Below are 20423 nucleotides of genomic sequence, written 5' to 3' on the forward strand. Positions count from 1 at the left end.
GCGATCCTCAAGAAGAAGGGCGTCGTCTATCTGCCCTGGTTCTGGCGGTGGATCATGGCGGCCGTCCGGATCTTGCCCGAGACGGTCTTTAAGAAATTGAGCCTCTAAGTCATCAGAACGGCGGCCAGCCCGACGACCAGCGGGACCGTCAGATTATCCGCCTCCGGGAGGGGGAGCGATTCGACGATCGCGCCCAGAAGCGCCAGGACGGCGGCTTGGGGCGGAGGAACAAACGGCAGGGCCACGGCGAACGCAGTCACGAAATACGTGAACGATCCGATCCAGCTCTTCCGGGGCGAATAGGGCAGCTTTTTCGTCCCCCACTTCATCCCGGCCAGGGTCGACGGCACGTCCGCCGCGAAGATCTGGGTCAGACCGACGGCCGCCGCCGAAGGGCCGAAGAGGTAAGGCGTGACGAGTCCGGACGCGACGAGGAACAGAGCGCCTCGCGAAAAACGCCCCCGCTCGGTGTCCCGTTTGGAGTTGGCGGTGAGGGCGGAAAGAAGAGGGAGGGCTATCCCCCGTTTGGCCAGGAATTCGACGAGAAGGTAACAGGCGAGAAACGCGGCCAGAAGGGCGGCGAAGACCTCGCGGTCCCAGAGGAGGACGGGGATGAAGAAAAGCCCCGAGACGTGAACGGCCTTTCGCCAATATTCCCGCGCCGGGATTTTCATAAGAGATCAGAAGGTGTGGACGAGCGTGAGCCCCGCCGAGCCGTTTCCGGCGGTCGGGACCAGAAAGAAGTTCGAAAACTCCTTCTTGTGGAACTTGGCCGTCCCCAGTCCGATGAGCGTCCCCAAGACGGCCCCGGCGACGACGTCGGAGGCCGCGTGTTTGTTCTTGTCGATCCGGCTGACCCCCACCAGCGATGCCACGACGTAGCTCGGGACTCCCACCCAAGGGCCGTAATAAACCTCGGCCACGGTCGCGAGGGCGAAGACCCCCGAGGTGTGGCCCGAAGGGAACGACCGGCTGTTGGACCCGTCGGGCCTCTCCCGGTGAGTGGCGAATTGAAGGCCGACGGTGATCGTTTCGGTCAAAGCCAGGGCCTCAAGCATCGTCCCGGCGGTCAGGGCCGCCTTATCGGCGTCCGCCAGCTTGGCGGCTCCGACCGCGATGAGGGAGGCGCCTCCCAAGATCAGGGGATGAAAGCCCCAATTCATGACGTCGTCAAAGGTGTTTCCCAACGGCCGTTCGGGCTGAAAGGCCTCCCGGATGTCCGGGTCGGCCTCGTGGACGGCCACCGTCCCCCCCGCGCCGGCGGCGAGAAAGAGGAGGTGCCAGCCGTTCCAGAAGGAGTATTTCAGGTCGTTGCCGATGTGGCGGGGCAGGTCGTGAAAGAACCATTCTTCGGACCGGTCCGATCTCTTTTCCCATTTTTCCTTCTCGGTGGCCTGGTCTTCCGCGAAACCGGGCAAGGAAGGCAGGGAGAGGCTTAAGCAAAGCAGGGCGGCGAGGAGACGCTTCAAAGGACCGACCTCAGGCGTTTGAGCGTCCTGTCCTTGCCCAGGACCGTCATGAGCTCGAAGATGCCGGGCGAGACCGTGCTGCCGGTGAGCGAAACGCGCAAGGGTTGGGCGACGTCGCCCAGCTTCAAACCCTTGGCCTGGATGAAACCTTCCAACGCCGCCTTGATCCCGGCCTCATCGAACGCCTTCAAGGGATCCAGAAGGGCGACAATCTCCTGAAGCAGGGCCATCTTTTCCGCCGTCAGGAACTTGGCCTTCAGCGCGTCGTCGACGTCGATCTCGTCGGCCAGGAAAGGTTTCACGGCCTGGGCGAGCTCGATCAAGGTCCTCGAACGCTCCTTGGAGACGCGGATCGCGCCGTAGAGCTCATCGTCCGCGACCACCGTGACGCCTTCCTTTTCCACGAAGGGGGTGACGAGGACTCCCAGCGTCTTTTCGTCCGTGGCCTTGAGATAGTGGGCGTTCAGCCAGAGGAGTTTTTCCTGGTTGAAGACGCCTCCGGACTTTCCGACGTTCTCGAACGAGAATTTCTTGATCAGTTCCTCGCGGCTGAAGATCTCCTGGTCGCCGTGGGACCAGCCGATCCGGGCCAGAAAATTGATCAGCGCGTCCGGCAGGAATCCCATTTCCCGGTAGGCCAGAACGGAAGTCGCCCCGTGGCGTTTGGAGAGGCGGCTCTTGTCCGGTCCCAAGATCATCGGCAGGTGGGCGAACCGGGGCGGAGCGAATCCCATGGCTTCGTAGAGCTGGATCTGCCGGGGCGTGTTGTTGACGTGGTCGTCGCCGCGGATGACGTGGCTGATGCGCATGAGGGCGTCGTCGATCACCACGCAGAAATTATACGTCGGAACTCCGTCCGTCCGCTGGATCACGAGATCGTCCAGCTCGGCGTTTTCGAAGACGATCTCGCCCTTGATGAGGTCGCGGACGACCGTCGTCCCCTGGTCGGCGCTCACGAAGCGAACGCAAGATGGCTTGGACTGAGATTGATCCGCCGTCCGGCAGCGCCCGTCGTACTTGGGCTTTTGGCCGGCGGCGAGCAGGGCCTTCTTGCGTTCGTCCAATTCGGCGGGGGTGCAGTAGCACTTGTAGGCCTTGCCTTCGGAGAGAAGACGGTCGACGAAGCTTTTGTAGATATCGAACCGGTCGACCTGATGGAACGGTCCCTCGTCCCAGTCGAGCCGGAGCCATTCCATGCCTTCCAGGATAGAATGGACGTATTCCTCGGTCGAGCGCTCGCGATCGGTGTCCTCGATCCTCAGAATGAACTGCCCTTTGAGCTGCCGCGCGAGCAGCCAGTTGAAGAGGGCCGTGCGCGCCCCGCCGATGTGCAGATGCCCGGTGGGCGAGGGCGCAAATCGAAGCCTGGGAGCGGTTTTTTCGGGCACGTGAAAGGTCCTCCAAGAAATATAAGCCCTGGATCGCACCCGTCAGGGTGTGGCGAGCCTCATTAGTGAGTTTTCTTTTGAAAGGCCACCGGATTTTTGGCATACTGCGCTCACTTGAGCGCATCCCTTCAGTTCATCGGTGCGACGGGCACCGTGACGGGCTCCAAATATCTCCTCACGTTCGGCAAGCATCATTACATGGTCGACTGCGGGCTCTTTCAGGGGCTCAAGGTCCTGCGCCAGCGCAACTGGCATCCGCTCCCCATCGAACCCAGCCGCGTGGACAGCGTGGTCCTGACCCACGCCCACATCGACCACACGGGCTACCTGCCGCTCCTGGTGAAGAACGGATTCCGGGGCGACGTCTACGCGACGCCCGCCACGCGCGCCCTGTGCGGCGTGCTCCTTCCCGACTCGGGTCATCTCCAAGAAGAGGACGCGGACTTCGCCAACCGGCATAAGTTTTCGAAGCACCATCCGGCCCTTCCCCTCTATTCAGAGGCCGACGCGCGCGAGGCGCTCAAGTACATCACGTCGGTGGGGTTTCAAAAAAGGACGGAGCTCTCGCGGCACGTGAGCTTCCAGTTCCTGCGCGCGGGCCATATCCTGGGAGCGGCCATCGTCCAGTTCATGGTGTCGGGGAGGACCTTGACCTTTTCGGGAGACCTGGGTCGGCCCCGGTCCGACATCATGAAGCCGCCGGTGGCGGTTTTGGAGACGGATTACCTCGTCGTCGAATCCACCTACGGCGACCGTTGCCACCCCCACGAGGACCCGAAGGCCGTCATCTTGGAGGTGATCTCGAAGGCCCTGGATCGGGGCGGGACCGTCTTGATCCCGGCCTTCGCCGTGGGCCGGGCGCAACAGGTCCTCTTTCTCCTGAAGGAACTGAAAGAAGACGGGGAATTGCCGGACGTCCCCATCTACGTCAACAGCCCCATGGCGACCGAGGCGACGCACATCTTCCGCGACCTGAACGGCGACCTGGCCATCAGCCGGGAGGAGTTCCAGTCCGTTTTTAACGTCGCGAAGTTCGTGACCACCGTCGAGGAATCCAAACGGGTGGCGGCTGAAAAGCGTCCCTCCATCATCATTTCCGCCTCCGGGATGGCCACGGGGGGGCGGGTCCTGCATCACTTGAAGCTCCTGGCGCCCGACCCGAGGAACCTCATCCTCTTTGTCGGGTTCCAGGCGGCCGGGACGCGCGGGGAGGCGCTCATGGACGGGGCCGACGAGATCAAGATCCATGGGGGCAAGGTGCCCGTTCGGGCCGAGGTGAAGCTGATCGACACCCTCTCGGCCCACGCGGATGCCGACGAGATCCTGGAATGGCTCCGCAAGTTCCAGAGGGCGCCCAAAATGACCTTCATCACGCACGGCGAGCCGCTCGCGTCCGAGGCCCTCCGCAAACGCATCGAGGAGGAGCTGCACTGGGAGTGCGAGGTGCCGGACTATCTCGAAACCTTTGAGCTTTCCTGAATTCACCTGTATTCACTTTGCCCAGTCTTTTCTTGCAAAAACCGCCCGTTGTCAGGTAAGAGCAGACTCGATTTCATTCTTGGGGGAATCCATGAATCGCTTTTCTCGTCTCGCAATCCTCGCCGTTTTCCTTGTGGCGCCTGTTGCCGCCTCGGCCCAAGTCATCTACTCGGAGACGTTCGACGCCAGCCTGGGGACGACGACGGCCTCGGGGGCGGATGGCGACGCGGACTGGAATTTCCAAAACGGCTGCGGGGCCAACGCCCTTGGGGGGCATTCCGGGCCCGGCACTGCGCGGTGGGGAAACAACGGGAGTTGCGGGAATTTTGGGAGCAACGGAGATACGGATGAGTTGACCTCGTCGGTGATCGATACGAGCGGGTGCGGCGAGATCCAGATACGCCTCAAGTATTTCATGGAATATGAAGAGGACTGTTCTTGGGATCGCGCCCGCATTCAAGTGGAAGTCAACGGCGGCGGATTTTCAACGATCGCCAGCAACGGGTGCGGACAGGGTGGCACCGCCCTCGTTCAGAACAGCGGTGTTTGGCAGTCATATTCGAAGATTCGGCCTGCCGGGGCCAGTCTCCGCTTGCGTTTGGTCGGTGAGACGGGCGATGGGATCTCCAACTCCGGGCAGGGCTTTCTGGTCGACGACCTCGAAGTGGAATGTTTGAGCCTTGCGGAGGAGCTGACTTCCCTCAGCGCCCCCGACGTGCCGAACGAAGGAGGAGGTTTCTTGCTCCCTTCTCCGTCTCGTGGCGCCGAGGCGACGGCCGGCGTGACCCTCGACGGGGAGGTCCCCCAGCTTCTCATTTCCAGCCGCGACAACAGCCTCGTCCCTCTATTTGACTCCGGCGACGGATCGTTCATCGATCTCTTCGTCAGCCCGTCCTTGGGGGGGCTGGATCAGGCGCAGGGCATCGGGTTTGGACCGGACGGGAACCTGTATGTGGCGAGCTACGAGACGGATTCCATCCTCCGTTACGATGGAGCGACGGGGGAGTTCATGAACGCCTTTGTGACGTCGACATTGAGCGGTCTCGATGGTCCCGTGGAGTTTGTCTGGGGGCCCGACGGGAACCTCTACGTTGCGAGTTTCCTGACCGACAGCGTGATCCGGTTCAACGGGACGGATGGTACCTTCATCGACTCCTTTGTGACGTCCCAGCTGGGCGGTCTGGACGGTCCGGAGGGACTTTCCTTCGGCCCGGACGGCAATCTCTACGTGACGAGTTCGGAGACCGACGCCATCATCCGCTATGACGGGTCAACGGGCGCCTTCCTGGATTTCTTCGTGACGCCCTCCTTGGGCGGTCTCGACGGCCCCGTCAGCATGAGTTGGGGCCCCGACGGAGACTTGTACGTCTCGAGTTTCATCACGGACAGCATCCTGCGTTACAAGGGTTCGGACGGGTCGTTCATCGATACCTTCGTGCCGGCGACTTCGGGGGGTCTCAATGGACCCGTGGGCCAGGCCTGGGGTCCGGATGGCAATCTCTACGTGGCGAGCTTCCACAACCACGCCGTGACCCGTTACGACGGAGACACCGGCGCCGCACTCGGCTTTTTTGTCACCTCGACCCTCGGCGCCCTCGACGGGCCGCGCGGGATCCTTTTCACCAACACGGGTGGCTCGACCACCGGCGGAACGACGGGCGGCGGAGGGACCACGGGCGGAACGACCGGCGGAGACGCCGGATCCGGCGGTTGCTCTCTGGTCCGCTGATTCCTAGGAAATAACCAAACCCGCGTACCCGACCACGGCCTTATGGTCTCCGGTGACGTCACCGCTCGTCGCGTGGCGGACGAGTTCCGCTTTCTTCGCACCCAGCTCCAAGGCGGCCACGAGCGCGACGGTGACCGGGATGATCCCGCACATCGAGATCCTCTCCCTCCGGACCGTCTCATAGAGCCCTTGAGGATCGAGGGCCTCGATCCTGCGGATGGCTGCAAAATCCTTCGCCTCGGTCGTCGCCTGGTCTTGGTAGTGGTTGAGGTCGGAACTCGCGATGATGAGGACGGGTTCCGGGGTTTCGCGGATCGTCCGGGCCAGCGCCCGTCCGACCTCCGAGCATTTCTCGAACGGGATGTAGCTGAGCGTCAGCGGTACGAACGAAAAGTCCGGCTTCAGCCTTTGGACGAACGGGATTTGGACCTCGAGCGAATGTTCGGCCTGATGGGCCGCGGCGTCCTCTTCCAGGAGAGGGCAGTTTTTTTGAAACCGCGCGGCGAGATCGACGTCGATCCGGGCGTCACCGAGGGGCGTGCGCCACGCGCCCTCGATCATGAGGGCATAGGGGACGCCCTCTCCGGTGTGATTGGGCGAGAGAATGACGGCCCGGCCGGGGATCTTGATGCGGCCGTAGACCTCGCCGGCCACGGCGCCGCTGTATTTGTAGCCCGCATGGGGGACGACGACGGCGATCGCATGAGACTTGGCGGAGGTCGCCTGCTTGAGACAGCGGTCGAGCTCGAGCTCAAGGGCGAGGGGTTCCCCGGGATAGAAATAACCGGCAACGGCGGGTGGACGGACGGGTTGCGCCATGGGCGCATTCTAACCCAAATCAGGATTTTTTGGAGGTCTCGCGTTTCGCGAGGCCGGAGATCGTCTCTCCGGTGTGCTGTTCGCGCTTTTGAACCGAGCCTTGGAGCCAGGGCATCATGGAACGGAGGCTCTCGCCCACCTTTTCGATCAGGCTCGCCGCCCAATACTTGCGGTTCTTCTCGAGGGTGGGATTCCCCGATTCGCACTCCTCGATGTACTCCTTGGCGAAGGCGCCGGACTGGATCTCCTTCAAGATTTTTTCCATTTCGCGCCGGGTCGCATCCGTGATGATGCGGGGTCCGCGCGTATAGTCGCCGTATTCGGCCGTGTTGGAGATTGAATAGCGCATGTTGGCCATGCCGCCGTTGTAGATGAGGTCGACGATCAGCTTCACCTCGTGGAGACATTCGAAGTAGGCGACCTCCGGCTGGTAGCCCGCCTTGACCAAGGTCTCGAATCCCGCCTGGATCAAAGACGAGACGCCGCCGCAGAGGACGGCCTGCTCGCCGAAAAGATCGGTCTCGGTCTCTTCCTTGAAGGTGGTCTCCAGCACGCCGCCGCGGCTGCCGCCGATGCCCTTGGCGTAGGCGAGCCCGATCTCCTTGGCCTTGCCCGAGGCGTTCTGGTGGACGGCGATCAGGCACGGCACACCGAAGCCTTCTTGGAACTGAGACCGCACGAGGTGCCCCGGCCCCTTGGGCGCGATCAGAATGACGTCCAGATCGGCGCGAGGCACGATCCTCTTGAAATGGATGTTGAAGCCGTGCGCCGCAAAGAGGGCGGCGCCCTTCTTGAGGTTCTTTTCCAGGTGGTCGTCGTAGAGTTTCTTGTGGTGCTCGTCGGGGACGACGATCATGACCAGATCGGCGATCTTCGCGGCCTCGTCCGCGTCGGTGATGACGTTGACGCCCGCCGCCTTGGCCCGGTCGATGGCAGCGCTGCCGGCCCGAAGGCAGACCGAGACGTCCAGCCCGCTGTCCTTCAGGTTCAGCGCGTGCGCGTGCCCCTGGGAGCCATAGCCGAAGATGATTATTTTCTTGCCCTTAAGCGGCTCCAGCGATGCGTCCCTGTCGTAATAGATCGTGGCCATGATTCCTCCCGAAAAGAGCGAGCCTTATACGTAATCCGGACGAGAGTCGTCTAGGGGGAAATTGTTGCAGTTCTACCTCGCGGCAACCTTTGCATTTTTCCGCCGAAGGTCCCGGTGCCAATTAAGGAGGTTCACATGGGAGACGGGGCAAGGATTCAAAGCACCGATTTCATCGGCGGGGTGGGGGGCTTTTACGTTGCGCGGCCGGGCGCGCCCCGCGGGGGCGACCGGTTCGGGTATCAGGCCATGCTGGGAGCCAATTTACATGCCTTTGTCGACGAGTACCGAAGCTTTCGAGTGATCCTGGCCGGGACGGCGGGACGCGAGGAGGCCGTCAGCGCGAATTCCGAGAGCCTCACGACGGTGGGGGGTGCGGTTGAGGCGCATTTTGCCGCGTTTCCCCCGGTGGTCTATTTGGGCGCGGGGGTGAATCCGCGCGCCGTGATCTTCGATTCCGGCCGTTCCCCTGAGTTCGAGTTGGGGATCTTTGGTCGTGTGTCGGCCACCTTCGGCCACGTGGGCTTCTCACTAAACGTCGGCACCGGCCTCCGTCTGGGCGACATCGAACGCAGCAGCGTCGAGGTCGGGCTGGGGGCGTTCGTGAATTTGTTTTAGGTGATCCGTTTCAAAATGACGGCAAGTCAGATGACCGGCAAGGGATCGCCGCTCCCGCTCTTGTGGGCGATCTTCTTCACGCGATTGTGGTCGTCCACGAAGACGACCCTTGGCCTGTGCTTCTTCATCGCCGCCCCGTCGTAGTGCGCGAAGCTCGTGATGATCACCAAATCGCCCTTCTTGGCCTGGTGCGCCGCCGCCCCGTTGATCTTGATCATGCCGGAGCCCCTCGCGGCCGGGATCACGTAGGTCTCAAAACGGTTGCCGTTGGTCACGTTCCAAACATGCACGTGCTCGTGGGCCACGAGACCCGCCGCCTTCATCAGATCGGTATCGATCGAACAGCTGCCTTCATAGTGCAGGTCGGCCTCCGTCACCCGGGCCCGGTGGATCTTGCATTTCAAAAGAGTGGTGTAAAAAGCCACATGAAAAGACTAATGTTTTGGCCGTAATGCGTCAAGGAGATCGACAGGAGGCATTCATGGCAGTTGCCCTGGACCTGGCCCGTCTGGGAGAAGGCCGGACCTCGCCCAATCCCACGGTGGGGGCGCTGGTCGTGAAGGACGGAACGATCGTCGGACGGGGTTTTCATCGGGGACCGGGGCAGCCGCATGCGGAGATCGAGGCGATTCGGGATGCATGTAGGGGCGAATCTCGTATTCGCCCCAAACGCGTCGGGCGACCCCTAACTACGGGGCTGCTGTCGCTGACACAGGGTTCGCGCCGAAACCGCGTTGCGTTGTACGTGACGCTGGAACCCTGCTGCCCCCCCAAAAAAGGCGGGCGCACGCCGCCCTGCACCGATGCCATCATCAAGAGCGGCATCCAAGACATCGTCATCGGCATGAAGGACCCCGATCCGCGCGTGTCGGGGCGGGGGATCGCGATCCTCCGCAAGGCGGGTCTCCGTGTGCGCGTGGGCATCCTGGAGAAAGAATGCCGGAGGCTCAACGAGGCCTACGTGACGCACCGGACGAAGAAACGGCCCTTCGTCACGTTGAAGATGGCGATCACTTCGGACGGAAAGGTGGGCTTGCGCGGGGAGGGCGATCACAAGGTTCGCCCGTACAAGATCACCGGCCCCGAGGCCGACGCCTACGTCCACGCCTTGCGCGACCGGGTCGACGCCATCCTGGTCGGCACGGGGACCGTCCTAACGGATGATCCCCGGCTCACGACGCGCTTGAGGGAACTCAAGGGCAGGGACCCGATCCGCGTCGTCTTGAACGGTCGCCGCCGGATTCCGCCGGAGGCGAGGATTCTCCGTCTCAAATCCGCGACCCCGACTTGGATCGCGACGTCCTTGACGAGAAAACGAACTTCGAAAGGCAGGGTCGACCTCTCGGATCTTCTCCGCGCGCTTGCGCTTCGTGGCGTTTTGCATCTCCTGGTCGAAGGCGGTCCCACGGTCTGGTCGGCCTTTTTGGAAAAAAGGCTGGTGGACCGTCTGATCCGTTTCGTGGCCCCAAAACGCCTCGGGCCGCGAGGTCTTCCCGCGCTTCCGCCTTCGTCCCGGGCCTCGAAAATCCTGGGTTCCAAGGCCCGAAGCGCCCGGCGGATCGGCCGCGATCTCCTGCTCGAAACGGATCTCTGAAAAACCTCTGTATACGGATGGTTACGCGATGAATCCGGGCACGCAACCGGTGCTCTTTTCCATGCCGATGCTTATTCTAGACCTGCAGTCGGAGACCGCTTGAAAAAAGGGTGTTTTTTGACACAGGGACAGCGGGGAATGGTCAGAAAAAATAAGTAGAATCAGTAAGTTACGAACTGATCGTCAGAATGGGCATGGGCACGGGGATTGCACCAATAATTCAAAGGCAAGGACACGACATGAAAAAGCGGATTTTTTTCTCTCTCCTCATCAGTTCCGTCATTTTCCTGGCCGCCGGCTGCGGGGGCGGGAAGAGTCTCAGCGGGACCGACAACAAGCTGACCGGTCAGTGGGTCGCTGAGAAACTGAACGCCAAGGGCGACCGCATCCTCCTCGTCTTCAACGAGGAGTCCATCAAGGTCCCCGCCAACCCGGCCGACGACAACCCGTACAACCCCTACGACAAGCCGAATACCAAGGACCCGCACAGCATCCGTATCGTGGCGATCCGCCCGGGCGGCGACACGTTCAGCGTCGACGTCGGCGTATACGACATCGAGAAGAACAAGATCCTCTTTGACCTGTCGGAGATCTCGGACTTTGAGAGCCCCTATACCGTGACGGAGCCGACCGCCGAGGCCCCGGGCCAGTTGACCCTGGGCACCGAGGTCTACTTCAAGGTGACGGGCAACCTGGACGGCCCGCAGTTGGGGGGCCAGATCCAAGTCTCGCAGACCGTCGGCGACGAGGGCGTGACGGTGAGTTCGGTGAAGACATCGAGTATGGCGGGCCGGCCCATCCGAAATAGGATTCTTGTGAAATTCAAGCCGGAGGGCAGCGGAGGGGGTGGCGATCTGGGATCCCCTTCCCCTGCGGCCCTGACGGTCTCATCGGTTTCTAGCAAGCTCTCAACGGCGCTTTCCACGGTGATGGTAAACAACGTGGTCCAACGGGCGGGTTACAGCAGGATCGACCTCCGTGAACTCATGCCTCTAGGGCTTGCGTCGTTGACCGTCGCGGGGGCGCCAAGAACGCTTTCTGAGATTGCCGCCGCCAGGGTTGATGCCCTGGATCAGCTCAATGTGGAAGGCGAAAAGGCCCTTGAGACGTTGAAAAAAGATCCCACCGTGGAATGGGCCGTGTTCGACCGCGTGTTGGGCATCGCTTCCTTCGCCGAGCCAACCGACACCCTGTATGCGGAGCAGTGGAATCTCGACGCGATGAACGTGACGGACGCCTGGGCGGCGGTGACGCCCACCAAGGAGGTCGTCGTGGCCGTGATCGATACGGGCATCGTCGACCACCCGGAACTCACGGGCAAGGTCCTCAAGACCGACGGCTACGACTTCGTCCACGACAAGATCCCCGGCATCGAGGATCTGGACCTCGACGGAGTGCCCGGGCCCGACAACGACCCGACCGACCCCGGCGACCACCAGACCGGTTTGGGCCTCCCGGGCGGGAGCAGCTGGCACGGGACCCACATCTCAGGCATCATCGCCTCCGCGATCGACAATGGCGCCGGGATCGCCGGTATCGCGCCCTCCGTGAAGATCCTCCCCATCCGGGCGATGGGCTTTGAGGGCAACGGAACGTTGGACGACGTTGCGCAGGCCATCTATTACGCGGCGAAGCTCAAGAACGTCGCGGACTGCGCCACGGGGACGGCGGTGACCGATGGGGCCGCCGCGGGTACCTTCGCCATCGACGAGTCGTCGGCCGCCTGGACGACCTGCGATCCCTCCACGAAGACCCGCCCCAAGGCGGACATCATCAACCTGAGCCTGGGCGCTCCCTTGAGCCCCCTGGACGCTGCGCCCTTGAACGAAGCCATCAACGACGCCTCGGCCGCGGGCGTTTTGATCGTCGCCGCCGCGGGCAACGAGGCCAAGGGGCCCGGCTATTGTGTCAACAGTTCCGGATCCTACGTGAGCGATCCCACATGCGCCTTCTACCCGGCGGCCAACCCGAACGTGATCTCCATCGGCGCCGTCTATGCGAACTTGACCTTTGCCGCCGCCTATTCGAACTACGGCGGAGACACGAACAACTCGCAATTCCTGGTCGCCCCGGGCGGGTCCGGCTCGGCCTCCATCCTGAGCACGGTCCATCCGTCGGTCCTGGGCGGATACGCCGAGCTCATGGGGACCTCCCAGGCCGCGGCGCACGTCTCCGGCGTGGCGGCCCTCGTCTGGTCGGACACGCCGGCCTTGACCGTCAATCAAATGAAGCAGGCCCTAAGCGCCTCGGCGGTCGACCTCGGCACCCCCGGACGCGACAAGTACTACGGCTACGGCCTGGTCAACGCCTGCGGGGCGTTGCTGAAGGGCCGCGAGATCGCCGGTTCGCCCTCGGCCTTGACCGGGACCCTCAGACTTTCCTCCAATAACGTCGACTTCGGTCCCATGGGCACGACGCACACGGTGGTTATCAGCGGCGGGTGCGGCTCGGTGTCCGGCATCACGGCGACCAAGCACGTGGACACCGGCCCCAGCTCCTGGCTCGCCGCGACGCTCACCAGCGGCACGACCCCGTCGCAGATGACCTTCACGATCAACCGCGAGGGACTTCCCCCGGGCGACTACACGGCCACGGTGACGGTCAACTCCTCGGCGGGGAGCCTTCCGATCGCGATCAAGATGAAAGTCGGAACGGCCACGACCTCCGGCGGGACGGAGGCCGGTAACCTGCGCAAGGAGATCGAGGACTTCCTCGCGGGCGGAGGCAGCGGATTCAAAAACGAGGTGGACATGGGCGAGGTGATCATCCTCCTCATCGACGCCGACAGCGGCTCGGCCCAGTACTACACAAAGACGGACTTTACGGCGAACTACAACTTCCAATTCGGCGGCATCGCCCCGGGCTCCTACTACGTGCTGGCCGGCGTGGACGCGAACCTTGACGGCAACATCTGCGTGGCCGGCGAGGATGAGCCTTGCTTCGCTTACCCCAGCCTGACGAATCCCGAGGCCATCGAAGTCACCGCCACGACGAAGAAAAACGATCTTGTCCTGATCTATTAAAGACGTTACCTCCGGGTCCACACCAAAGGTGCGATTCAGCCTTTTGGTTTTTTTCGGAGTTCATCGTGTTTAAGGGCATTGTCGAGGGCACGGGGAGAGTCCTGAAGGTCGCTCCGCTCAGGGGCGGCAGCCGACTGAGAATCCAATCCCCATTTGCGCTTAAAGACTTAGAAAAGGGCGACAGCATCGCGGTCAACGGGTGTTGTCTGACGGTTGTCGGAAAGTCCGAAAGGACCTTCGAGGCCGAACTCTCCCACGAAACCCTGAGAGTCACGAATCTCAAGGGCGTTCACGTCGGCTCCCTGGTCAACCTGGAGCGGCCCCTACGCTTGGCCGACCGGATCGACGGGCATTTGGTGCAAGGCCACGTGGACGGCGTGGGACGGATCCGGTCTGTCAAGAAACCGGGTGGTTCCTGGGAGATCGAGGTCTCATTCCCAAAGGCCCTGCGGCGTTACCTGATCCCCAAGGGGTCGGTCGCCGTGGACGGCATCAGCATGACGGTCAACCGCCTGACCCCGCGGAGTTTCACCTTGGCCGTCATCCCCCACACCTTCCAGGCCACGAATCTCAAGGCCAAGCGGGCGGGCGACCCCGTCAACTTGGAGGTTGACATGGTGGGCAAATACCTCGAATCTTTAAGCCGTTATGGCGGAAAGAAAGCCTAAATTAGGACTCATCGAGGGCGCTAAAGACCGCATCGAGCGCGCCTTAGCCGAGATCCGCGCGGGCCGCATGGTCATCCTGGTCGACGACGAGGACCGCGAGAACGAGGGCGACATCGCCATGGCGGCCGAAAAAGTGACGCCGGAGGCCGTCAACTTCATGGCCAGGCACGCCCGCGGCCTCATCTGCCTCTCGCTGACCGCCGAAAAATGCGACGAGTTGGGCCTCACCATGATGGTGAGCGACAACACCTCCCAGTTCGGCACCGGATTCACCGTCTCCATCGACGCCCGCGAAGGCGTCACCACGGGCATCTCCGCCAAAGACCGCGCGGTCACGATCCTCAAGACAATCGCGGAGGGCACCAAGCCGTCCGATTTGGCCAAGCCCGGTCATATTTTTCCGCTCCGGGGCCGCGCGGGCGGGGTGCTCGTGAGGAGCGGACAGACCGAGGGATCGATCGACCTCGCCCGCATGGCGGGGCTCAAGCCCGCCGGCGTCATCTGCGAGATCATGAACGAGGACGGGACGATGGCTCGCAGGACGGACCTCGATGAATTCGCCAAGGAGCACGGCCTCTTGATCGTCTCCGTCGCGGACCTGATCAGTTACCGCCTGCAGAGTGAGACACTGGTCCGCAAGGTCGCGGAGGCGGAGCTGCCCACGGAATTCGGAAAATTCAAGATGGTCGCCTTCGAGAACGACGTGGACAATGCGACCCACGTGGCGCTGGTGAAGGGCGAGATCAAGCCCGGCGAGCCGGTACTGACCCGCGTGCACTCGGAGTGCCTGACGGGCGATACGTTCGGGTCTTTGAGATGCGACTGCGGCCGTCAGATGCAGCGCGCGCTCGAGATCATCGAGGCCGAGGGCAAGGGCGTCCTCCTCTATATCCGCCAGGAGGGCCGCGGCATCGGCCTCATGAACAAGGTGCGCGCCTACGCCCTGCAAGACGAGGGTTATGACACGGTGGAGGCGAACGAGAAACTGGGATTCAAGGCGGACCTGCGCGACTACGGCATCGGGGCGCAGATCCTGGCCTCGCTGGGCGTCCGCAAGCTCAGGCTTCTGACCAACAACCCGCGCAAGATCGTGGGGCTCGAGGCCTACGGCCTCTCCATCGTCGACCGGGTGCCCATCGAGATGGATCCGAATCAGGTGAATCGCAAGTATCTCGAAACCAAGCGCGACAAGCTGGGGCACATTTTGAAAAAGGTGTAGGGGCGAACCTCGTGTTCGCCCTCCGCGGTATGGATCGTTATGAAAAAATCCTCGGGCGTGCGCTCGGACATTTCGGGCAAGGGGTTGGCGATCGGCATCGTTGCCGGCCGATTCAACGGAGCGGTGACCGACAAGCTTCTCCGGGCCGCGGAGACGGTGTTGGCCTCCAAGGGCGTGGCGAAGGTCGAGACGGTCCGGGTGCCGGGGGCGTTCGAAATCCCGGTGATGCTCCGTAAAATGGCGGCCCGGAGGCCCTTTGACGCCCTGATCGCGTTGGGCGCAGTCATCCGGGGCGGGACGCCGCACTTCGAATACGTCTGCGAGGGAGCGACCTACGGGGTGATGAAGGTGATGCTGGAAACCGGTGTTCCCGTTGCCTTCGGCGTGCTGACGACCGATACGATCCGCCAGGCGATGGAACGTTCCGGCGGAAGGCACGGAAACAAGGGGGCCGAGGCGGCCCTGGTGGCGATCGAAATGGCGAGGTTGGTGAAGCGTGGGTGATCGAAGGAAATCCAGAGAATTCGCCCTCCAGCTCCTCTACGAGATGGAGGTCAAGGGGGCGGACCCCAAGTCCGTCCTGGAGCGGGCCCATGAAGACGTCTCCGAGGAAGGGCGCAAGTTTGCGACGGATCTTCTCGATGGGACCTATCGGAATCGCAAGGAAATCGACGAATTGATCGAACGCCATTCGCTCCATTGGAAGATGGCCCGCATGGCGGTGGTGGACCGGAACATTCTCCGTCTCGCCGTCTACGAGCTCCTCTACCTCCACGACGTGCCGACCAGCGTGGTCTTGAACGAGGCGATTGAAATCGCGAAGAAGTTTGGTACAGAAGACTCAGGCGCCTTCATCAACGGGATTTTGGACAAGGTCGCCAAAGAGGTGAGAAAGGCGTGATCAATCTCGTTCTCTCCGCACTGCCCATCGACGAAGTCCCCGGACAAGTCACGCTCGCGACCTTCTTCGAGGACGTCCGCCCGCTTCGGGGCTCCACGAGCCTGATCGACTGGCGTTTGAACGGCCGTCTCTCCGAGCTGATCCTGAGGGGCCGTCTCTCAGGCCAATTCCAAGAAGCCCTCATCATGCCGTCGCAGGGGAGGCTTTCGACCAAGGACATCCTTCTTTTCGGTTTGGGAGGCTCCGGCGACGTGTCCGAGAAAAAGCTCGAGGAAGGTTTCGCGACGCTGATCGACAAGCTGGCGCTGCTGAAATCGCCGGATGTCATCGTCTCCTTCGGCGATCTCTCCAAGGACTTCATGAGCTGGCGGGCGATGCTCCGGAGCTTCATGAGCGCGCTGACGGCGAAACACGACGACTTCCAGGTCGTCTGCGCCGAGGACCCCAAGTGGATCTCCGAGGCCAAGAAGCGGAACATGGACTTCGGGGCGCAAGTCTCTCTCTCGTACGCATAAATTTCGAAAAAGGGAAAAATCATGGGTATTTCGCGTGAACAAGTCGTGGAGGTGTTGAGAACTGTCATCGATCCCGAACTCCACAAGGACATCGTGTCTTTGGGCATGCTCAAGGACTTCCAAATCGAAGGGAACAAGGTGACGGTCGAGGTGACGCTGACCACACCCGCTTGCCCCTTGAAGGACAAGATCACGGAGGACGTCAAGCTCGCCTTCCGGGGGCGTTTGCCCCAAGCGACGGAGATCCAGGTCAAGTTCGACGCCGAGGTGAAATCGGCGCGGCCCATGGGACAAACCGACCGCTTGGCGACCGTCAAGAACGTGATCGCCGTCGGGAGCGGCAAGGGAGGCGTGGGCAAGTCGACCGTCGCGGTCAATCTGGCGCTGGCCCTCCAGCAGGAGGGCGCGAAGACGGGTCTACTGGACGCCGACATCTACGGCCCCTCGATCCCCATCATGTGCGGCGTGACGGAGGGGGAAAAGCCCAAGATCGTCTCCGGCAACAGGATTGCGCCCATCGTCCGCTACGGGATGCCGCTCATGTCGATGGGTTTCTTGATGGGAGAGGGCGACGCCGTCGTCTGGCGGGGGCCCATGCTCGCCAAGATGCTCCAGCAGTTCTTGGAGCAGGTGGAGTGGGGCGACCTGGATTACCTCGTTCTCGATCTGCCTCCGGGAACGGGCGACGTGCAGATCTCGCTCTCCCAAATGATCCCGATCTCGGGGGCCGTCGTCGTCACGACGCCTCAGGACGTCGCTCTCGCCGACGTCAAGAGAGCCATCAAGATGTTCCAGATGACGCAGGTGCCGATTCTGGGCATCGTGGAAAACATGAGCGGATTTTCCTGCCCGCATTGCAAGGAGACGACGCCGATCTTCGGCAAGAGCGGCGACGCCGCCAAATACAAGGCGCTGGGCGTCGACCTCCTGGGCACCTTGCCCTTGGAGCTCGAAACCCGTGTCGGCGGCGACGCCGGTGACCCGATCGTGGTCCGCGAACCCAAGTCGGACCAGACCCGGCGCTTCCACGAGCTCGCTCGCCAGATCGCCGCGCACCAGAGCGTCCAGAATTTTTCCAAGGGCTTGGAATTGCCGTCCCTTCAACACTGACTTCGTCAGTGCTGAGCTAATCTTCGTATTATTTTTGTGTAGCTCTGTAATACAATTGCGGACGTGCGTTGCCGCATCGTCTCCACATCGCCCGACGTGACCGAGATCCTCTGCGCCTTGAACCTCTTCGAGGATCTCGCGGGAGTCAGCCGCTTCTGCGACTGGCCGCCGGAGGTCAAGATCCTTCCCGTGGTCTCCGATTTTCTCAAGCTCGACGCCCAGGCGCTTGAGGAGGCCCGGCCCGACGTCGTCATCTGCTCGACTGCCGTCCAAAAAGAGATTGTCAGGGACTTGACGGAACGGCACGTGCGGACCGTCGTCCTGCACCCGCACAGCCTTCAGAGCATCTTCGACAACATCCGCCTCCTGGGAGATCTTTTCGGCCGAACCTTCGAGGCGGGGGATCTCGTGAGCCGGATGAAGCGGGAGTTTTTTCTGATCCGCGAGGAGGCCTCGCGTTTCGAGAAAAACCCGCGGGTCTTCTGCGAAGAGTGGGGCGATCCGCTCATCGTCGGGATCGGCTGGATCCAGGAGATGAGCGAGGCCGCTGGCGGCCGGCCCACGCACCCCGAACTCTTCCCGGAGGTCGGATCGGAGCGCCGGACGATCCCGGCGGCGGCGTTGAGGGAACGGAACCCCGAGATCATTTTGCTTTCCTGGTGCGGGATGGGAGGCCGGGTGAATTCGCGGATTCTGGAGGCCCGGGAGGGCTGGAAGGAGATCGAGGCGGTGAAAAGCGGGCGCGTCTATCCCGTGAACGACACGTTATTCGTCCGGCCCGGGCCGAGATTGATTGAGGGAACGAGGCAAATTCTAAATTATGTGCGGGATTTTCAAAACGGAAGGGACTGAGCGGTTCAGCGAAGGAGCGAACAGCCGCCGCCCGAGACCTGCGCGGCGTCGACGGTGATCTCGATGATAGGCGGCTGACCGCTGGCCGAAACGGTCTTGAATAACTGGCTCATCGAGACGATCTCCGGTTCGCCATCGGCCGCTAGCGCGGCCGCGTTCGATCGCAAGACCTCGAGGGCCTCCGGCGCGTTGACCTTGAGCCTCCCGTCGGCCGGGTTCAGTTCGATCGCCTTCTTGACGAACTGGGCCCGGATAGCGGCGAAATCGGCCTCAACGGCGGCCGCTCCCTCGTCTTCGCGGTCCTTCGGAGGGGGCGTGAGCAGCATGAGGCCGTAATGAGGCGTCTCCTTGACCTCTCCCAGAATATTCTCGTTCACGACCGCGCGGAGTTTGGCAAGATTCTCCGGATTCGGGTTCTTGTCGTATTCGGCGTAGGCCTTGTACAACCGGAAGGCCGCCTCGCTTGTGATCGCCTGTCTCGGCAGCTCGGGGGTCGCCTCCCTGAGAGAGATGACCTCCGCGGTATCCATCAATACCGCATGAGAATCGCCCCAGCCGGAGATGGCCATCCGAAATTCCGGCGCCACCTTGGCCTCCGGCGTCGTGGGAGCCGGCGGAGGCGGTTCTTCCGGCGCAGTCTCCGGCTGTGTCTCGGGAGGGGGCGGCGGCGTGCAGGGGCAGGCGGGTTTGACGAAGGTACAGGTCACCTCATTGGCCGGCTGCGTTTCGCTGACCCGGTCGACTGGGAGGTAGTCCGCTCTGTCGACGGCGGTTAACGCCGCCACCGCCACATCGTTTTGAGTCTGCCCTTCGATGACCGCCGGGACTTTGGAGACCGCCGAACCCCCCAGCCTCACGCACTCATCCGACGACATGGGCGCGGTGATTCGATAACCTTCGGGTACCGTCTCCGCTGGGTAGCCCGCCTTTTTCACCTGATCGGGGTATAGGCAAGGGAAGTCGTGCACTCGGAAGCCCCTCTGATTGCCGATGGCGCCGCAGGCGTCGTCCGGCGCTTGGAACGTTTGCGGGGCGGCGCAGGCGCAGGCGGGCAGGGTGATCTTCAGCCGATTGCCGAGCTTGGAGTTCAAGCCCCCCAAATCATAAACGTAAGTAGGAGGCTCGGGCACAAAGGTGAATTTATCCGTGGATCCGCCGGCGGCCAGGCAGCCGTTCAGGAAATCGGCCTGATGCGCTCCCAGGCAGTTGCAGAGAGGCTCGTCGGGCCGGGACTTGCATTCGCAGGCCTGGATCTCCGCTTGGTCGAGGACGCCGTCGGTGTTTTCGGGGGCCATGCAGCATTCGAAGTAATTTGCCAAGGGCCGGGCTGTTCCCCTCAGTTCACGGCTGATGATCTTTCGGGTCGGTCTGTACTCCTTGCAGCAATTATAACCCTGGCTATTCACGTCCGGAAAATCCTCCAGGCATTTGTCCGCGGGCTGCGTGTCGGGTGGGGGCGGCGGAGTCAGGTCATCGCCCGCGGTGGGGAGCGCCACCTTCCGGCCGAGCACGGCCGTTTTTTCCTGCGGCAGCATTTGCTCGACCCACGGGATGTCGGCGAGGGCGGGGGCTTCGTACGCCGCCGAGACCGAAATCGTCTTCGCAGGTTCCGCCGTCTTCGGCGAGGCGAGGAAGGCGATTTCCCGGGTGTAAGCGACCGGCGTGGTCGCGGTCGCCGAGAGACAGGCATTGACCTGCTCTGCAGACAGGAGGCCCTTGTTCGCGACGCAACATTCAAACGTTTTCCGGGAGGTTTGCGTCTCCGGGTAACGGTAGGCCTTGCAGCATTGATAGGCGACGCTCGCCGTATCGACCGAGGTCTTCAGGCACTCGTCGATCTTGCACTCCGACGTGCAGTAGGGCGCGTTCGGATCGTTCGGCGCCTTCGGATCGCATTGCTCCCCCGCCGCCGTGTCCACGCTGCCGTTGCCGCATTGGGAAGGGAGCTTGTA

General features: G+C 62.5%; 19 protein-coding genes. 12 read left to right on the forward strand and 7 right to left on the reverse strand.

Features of this window, described 5'->3' with window-relative positions; genetic code table 11:
- Positions 1–104: 104 nt before the first annotated feature.
- The 3 genes from VLJ37_01835 to gltX are packed head-to-tail and all read right to left on the reverse strand — an operon-like array spanning position 105 to position 2857.
- Positions 105–674, reverse strand: coding sequence for a hypothetical protein (locus VLJ37_01835; protein HSA58410.1), 570 nt, complete (start codon positions 672–674; stop codon positions 105–107).
- Between the two features lie 6 nt (positions 675–680).
- Complete coding sequence (locus VLJ37_01840) at positions 681–1469, reverse strand: phosphatase PAP2 family protein (GenBank protein ID HSA58411.1); 789 nt, start codon at positions 1467–1469, stop codon at positions 681–683.
- Positions 1466–2857, reverse strand: a complete 1392-nt coding sequence (gltX, locus tag VLJ37_01845; protein ID HSA58412.1) for a glutamate--tRNA ligase — start codon at positions 2855–2857, stop codon at positions 1466–1468. Before gltX ends, VLJ37_01840 begins: the two co-directional genes overlap by 4 nt.
- 114 nt (positions 2858–2971) lie before the next feature.
- Between gltX and VLJ37_01850 the strand changes: the two genes are divergently transcribed.
- Both VLJ37_01850 and VLJ37_01855 read left to right on the forward strand, forming a co-directional pair.
- Complete coding sequence (locus tag VLJ37_01850) at positions 2972–4336, forward strand: MBL fold metallo-hydrolase (GenBank protein ID HSA58413.1); 1365 nt, start codon at positions 2972–2974, stop codon at positions 4334–4336.
- A gap of 91 nt (positions 4337–4427) precedes the next feature.
- The gene (locus VLJ37_01855; GenBank protein HSA58414.1) at positions 4428–6065 is read left to right on the forward strand and encodes an NHL repeat-containing protein; all 1638 of its coding nucleotides are present in this window, start codon (positions 4428–4430) and stop codon (positions 6063–6065) included.
- 3 nt (positions 6066–6068) lie between these two features.
- On the opposite strand, the gene amrB is transcribed toward VLJ37_01855, so the two are convergent.
- A complete protein-coding gene (gene amrB, locus VLJ37_01860; protein ID HSA58415.1) occupies positions 6069–6884 on the reverse strand; it encodes an AmmeMemoRadiSam system protein B in 816 nt (271 codons plus the stop codon).
- Positions 6885–6903: 19 nt separating this feature from the next.
- Positions 6904–7974, reverse strand: coding sequence for a ketol-acid reductoisomerase (gene ilvC, locus VLJ37_01865; protein ID HSA58416.1), 1071 nt, complete (start codon positions 7972–7974; stop codon positions 6904–6906).
- A 135-nt stretch (positions 7975–8109) separates the two neighbouring features.
- Here ilvC and VLJ37_01870 point away from each other — a divergent pair, with 135 nt between their 5' ends.
- A complete protein-coding gene (locus VLJ37_01870) occupies positions 8110–8589 on the forward strand; it encodes a hypothetical protein (protein HSA58417.1) in 480 nt (159 codons plus the stop codon).
- Between the two features lie 26 nt (positions 8590–8615).
- Here VLJ37_01870 and panD read toward each other — a convergent pair whose 3' ends face one another.
- Positions 8616–9014 carry an aspartate 1-decarboxylase gene (gene panD, locus VLJ37_01875; GenBank protein ID HSA58418.1) on the reverse strand — a complete coding sequence of 133 codons (399 nt, stop codon included), beginning with the start codon at positions 9012–9014 and terminating at the stop codon, positions 8616–8618.
- Positions 9015–9070: 56 nt separating this feature from the next.
- Here panD and ribD point away from each other — a divergent pair, with 56 nt between their 5' ends.
- The 9 genes from ribD (at position 9071) to VLJ37_01920 (ending at position 18471) form a co-directional block, all read left to right on the forward strand.
- Positions 9071–10183 carry a bifunctional diaminohydroxyphosphoribosylaminopyrimidine deaminase/5-amino-6-(5-phosphoribosylamino)uracil reductase RibD gene (ribD, locus tag VLJ37_01880; protein ID HSA58419.1) on the forward strand — a complete coding sequence of 371 codons (1113 nt, stop codon included), beginning with the start codon at positions 9071–9073 and terminating at the stop codon, positions 10181–10183.
- Between the two features lie 239 nt (positions 10184–10422).
- The gene (locus VLJ37_01885) at positions 10423–13206 is read left to right on the forward strand and encodes a S8 family serine peptidase (protein ID HSA58420.1); all 2784 of its coding nucleotides are present in this window, start codon (positions 10423–10425) and stop codon (positions 13204–13206) included.
- Positions 13207–13271: 65 nt separating this feature from the next.
- Positions 13272–13874 carry a riboflavin synthase gene (locus VLJ37_01890; protein HSA58421.1) on the forward strand — a complete coding sequence of 201 codons (603 nt, stop codon included), beginning with the start codon at positions 13272–13274 and terminating at the stop codon, positions 13872–13874.
- Positions 13855–15093, forward strand: coding sequence for a bifunctional 3,4-dihydroxy-2-butanone-4-phosphate synthase/GTP cyclohydrolase II (locus tag VLJ37_01895; protein HSA58422.1), 1239 nt, complete (start codon positions 13855–13857; stop codon positions 15091–15093). The genes VLJ37_01890 and VLJ37_01895 overlap by 20 nt, the downstream gene beginning before the upstream one ends.
- A 39-nt stretch (positions 15094–15132) precedes the next feature.
- Positions 15133–15597 (forward strand): 6,7-dimethyl-8-ribityllumazine synthase, encoded by a 465-nt coding sequence (gene ribH / locus VLJ37_01900; protein HSA58423.1) that lies wholly within the window; start codon positions 15133–15135, stop codon positions 15595–15597.
- Positions 15590–15994, forward strand: coding sequence for a transcription antitermination factor NusB (gene nusB / locus VLJ37_01905; GenBank protein ID HSA58424.1), 405 nt, complete (start codon positions 15590–15592; stop codon positions 15992–15994). The genes ribH and nusB overlap by 8 nt, the downstream gene beginning before the upstream one ends.
- The gene (locus VLJ37_01910) at positions 15991–16509 is read left to right on the forward strand and encodes a M17 family peptidase N-terminal domain-containing protein (protein HSA58425.1); all 519 of its coding nucleotides are present in this window, start codon (positions 15991–15993) and stop codon (positions 16507–16509) included. The genes nusB and VLJ37_01910 overlap by 4 nt, the downstream gene beginning before the upstream one ends.
- Positions 16510–16530: 21 nt before the next feature.
- A complete protein-coding gene (locus VLJ37_01915) occupies positions 16531–17619 on the forward strand; it encodes an Mrp/NBP35 family ATP-binding protein (GenBank protein HSA58426.1) in 1089 nt (362 codons plus the stop codon).
- Between the two features lie 63 nt (positions 17620–17682).
- A complete protein-coding gene (locus VLJ37_01920) occupies positions 17683–18471 on the forward strand; it encodes a cobalamin-binding protein (protein HSA58427.1) in 789 nt (262 codons plus the stop codon).
- Positions 18472–18476: 5 nt separating this feature from the next.
- Here VLJ37_01920 and VLJ37_01925 read toward each other — a convergent pair.
- Positions 18477–20423 (reverse strand): hypothetical protein (locus VLJ37_01925; GenBank protein HSA58428.1); only part of this gene is annotated, 1947 nt, incomplete at its 5' end.

It is taken from the genome of bacterium (assembly GCA_035454885.1).
Lineage (GTDB): Bacteria > UBA10199 > UBA10199 > JACPAL01.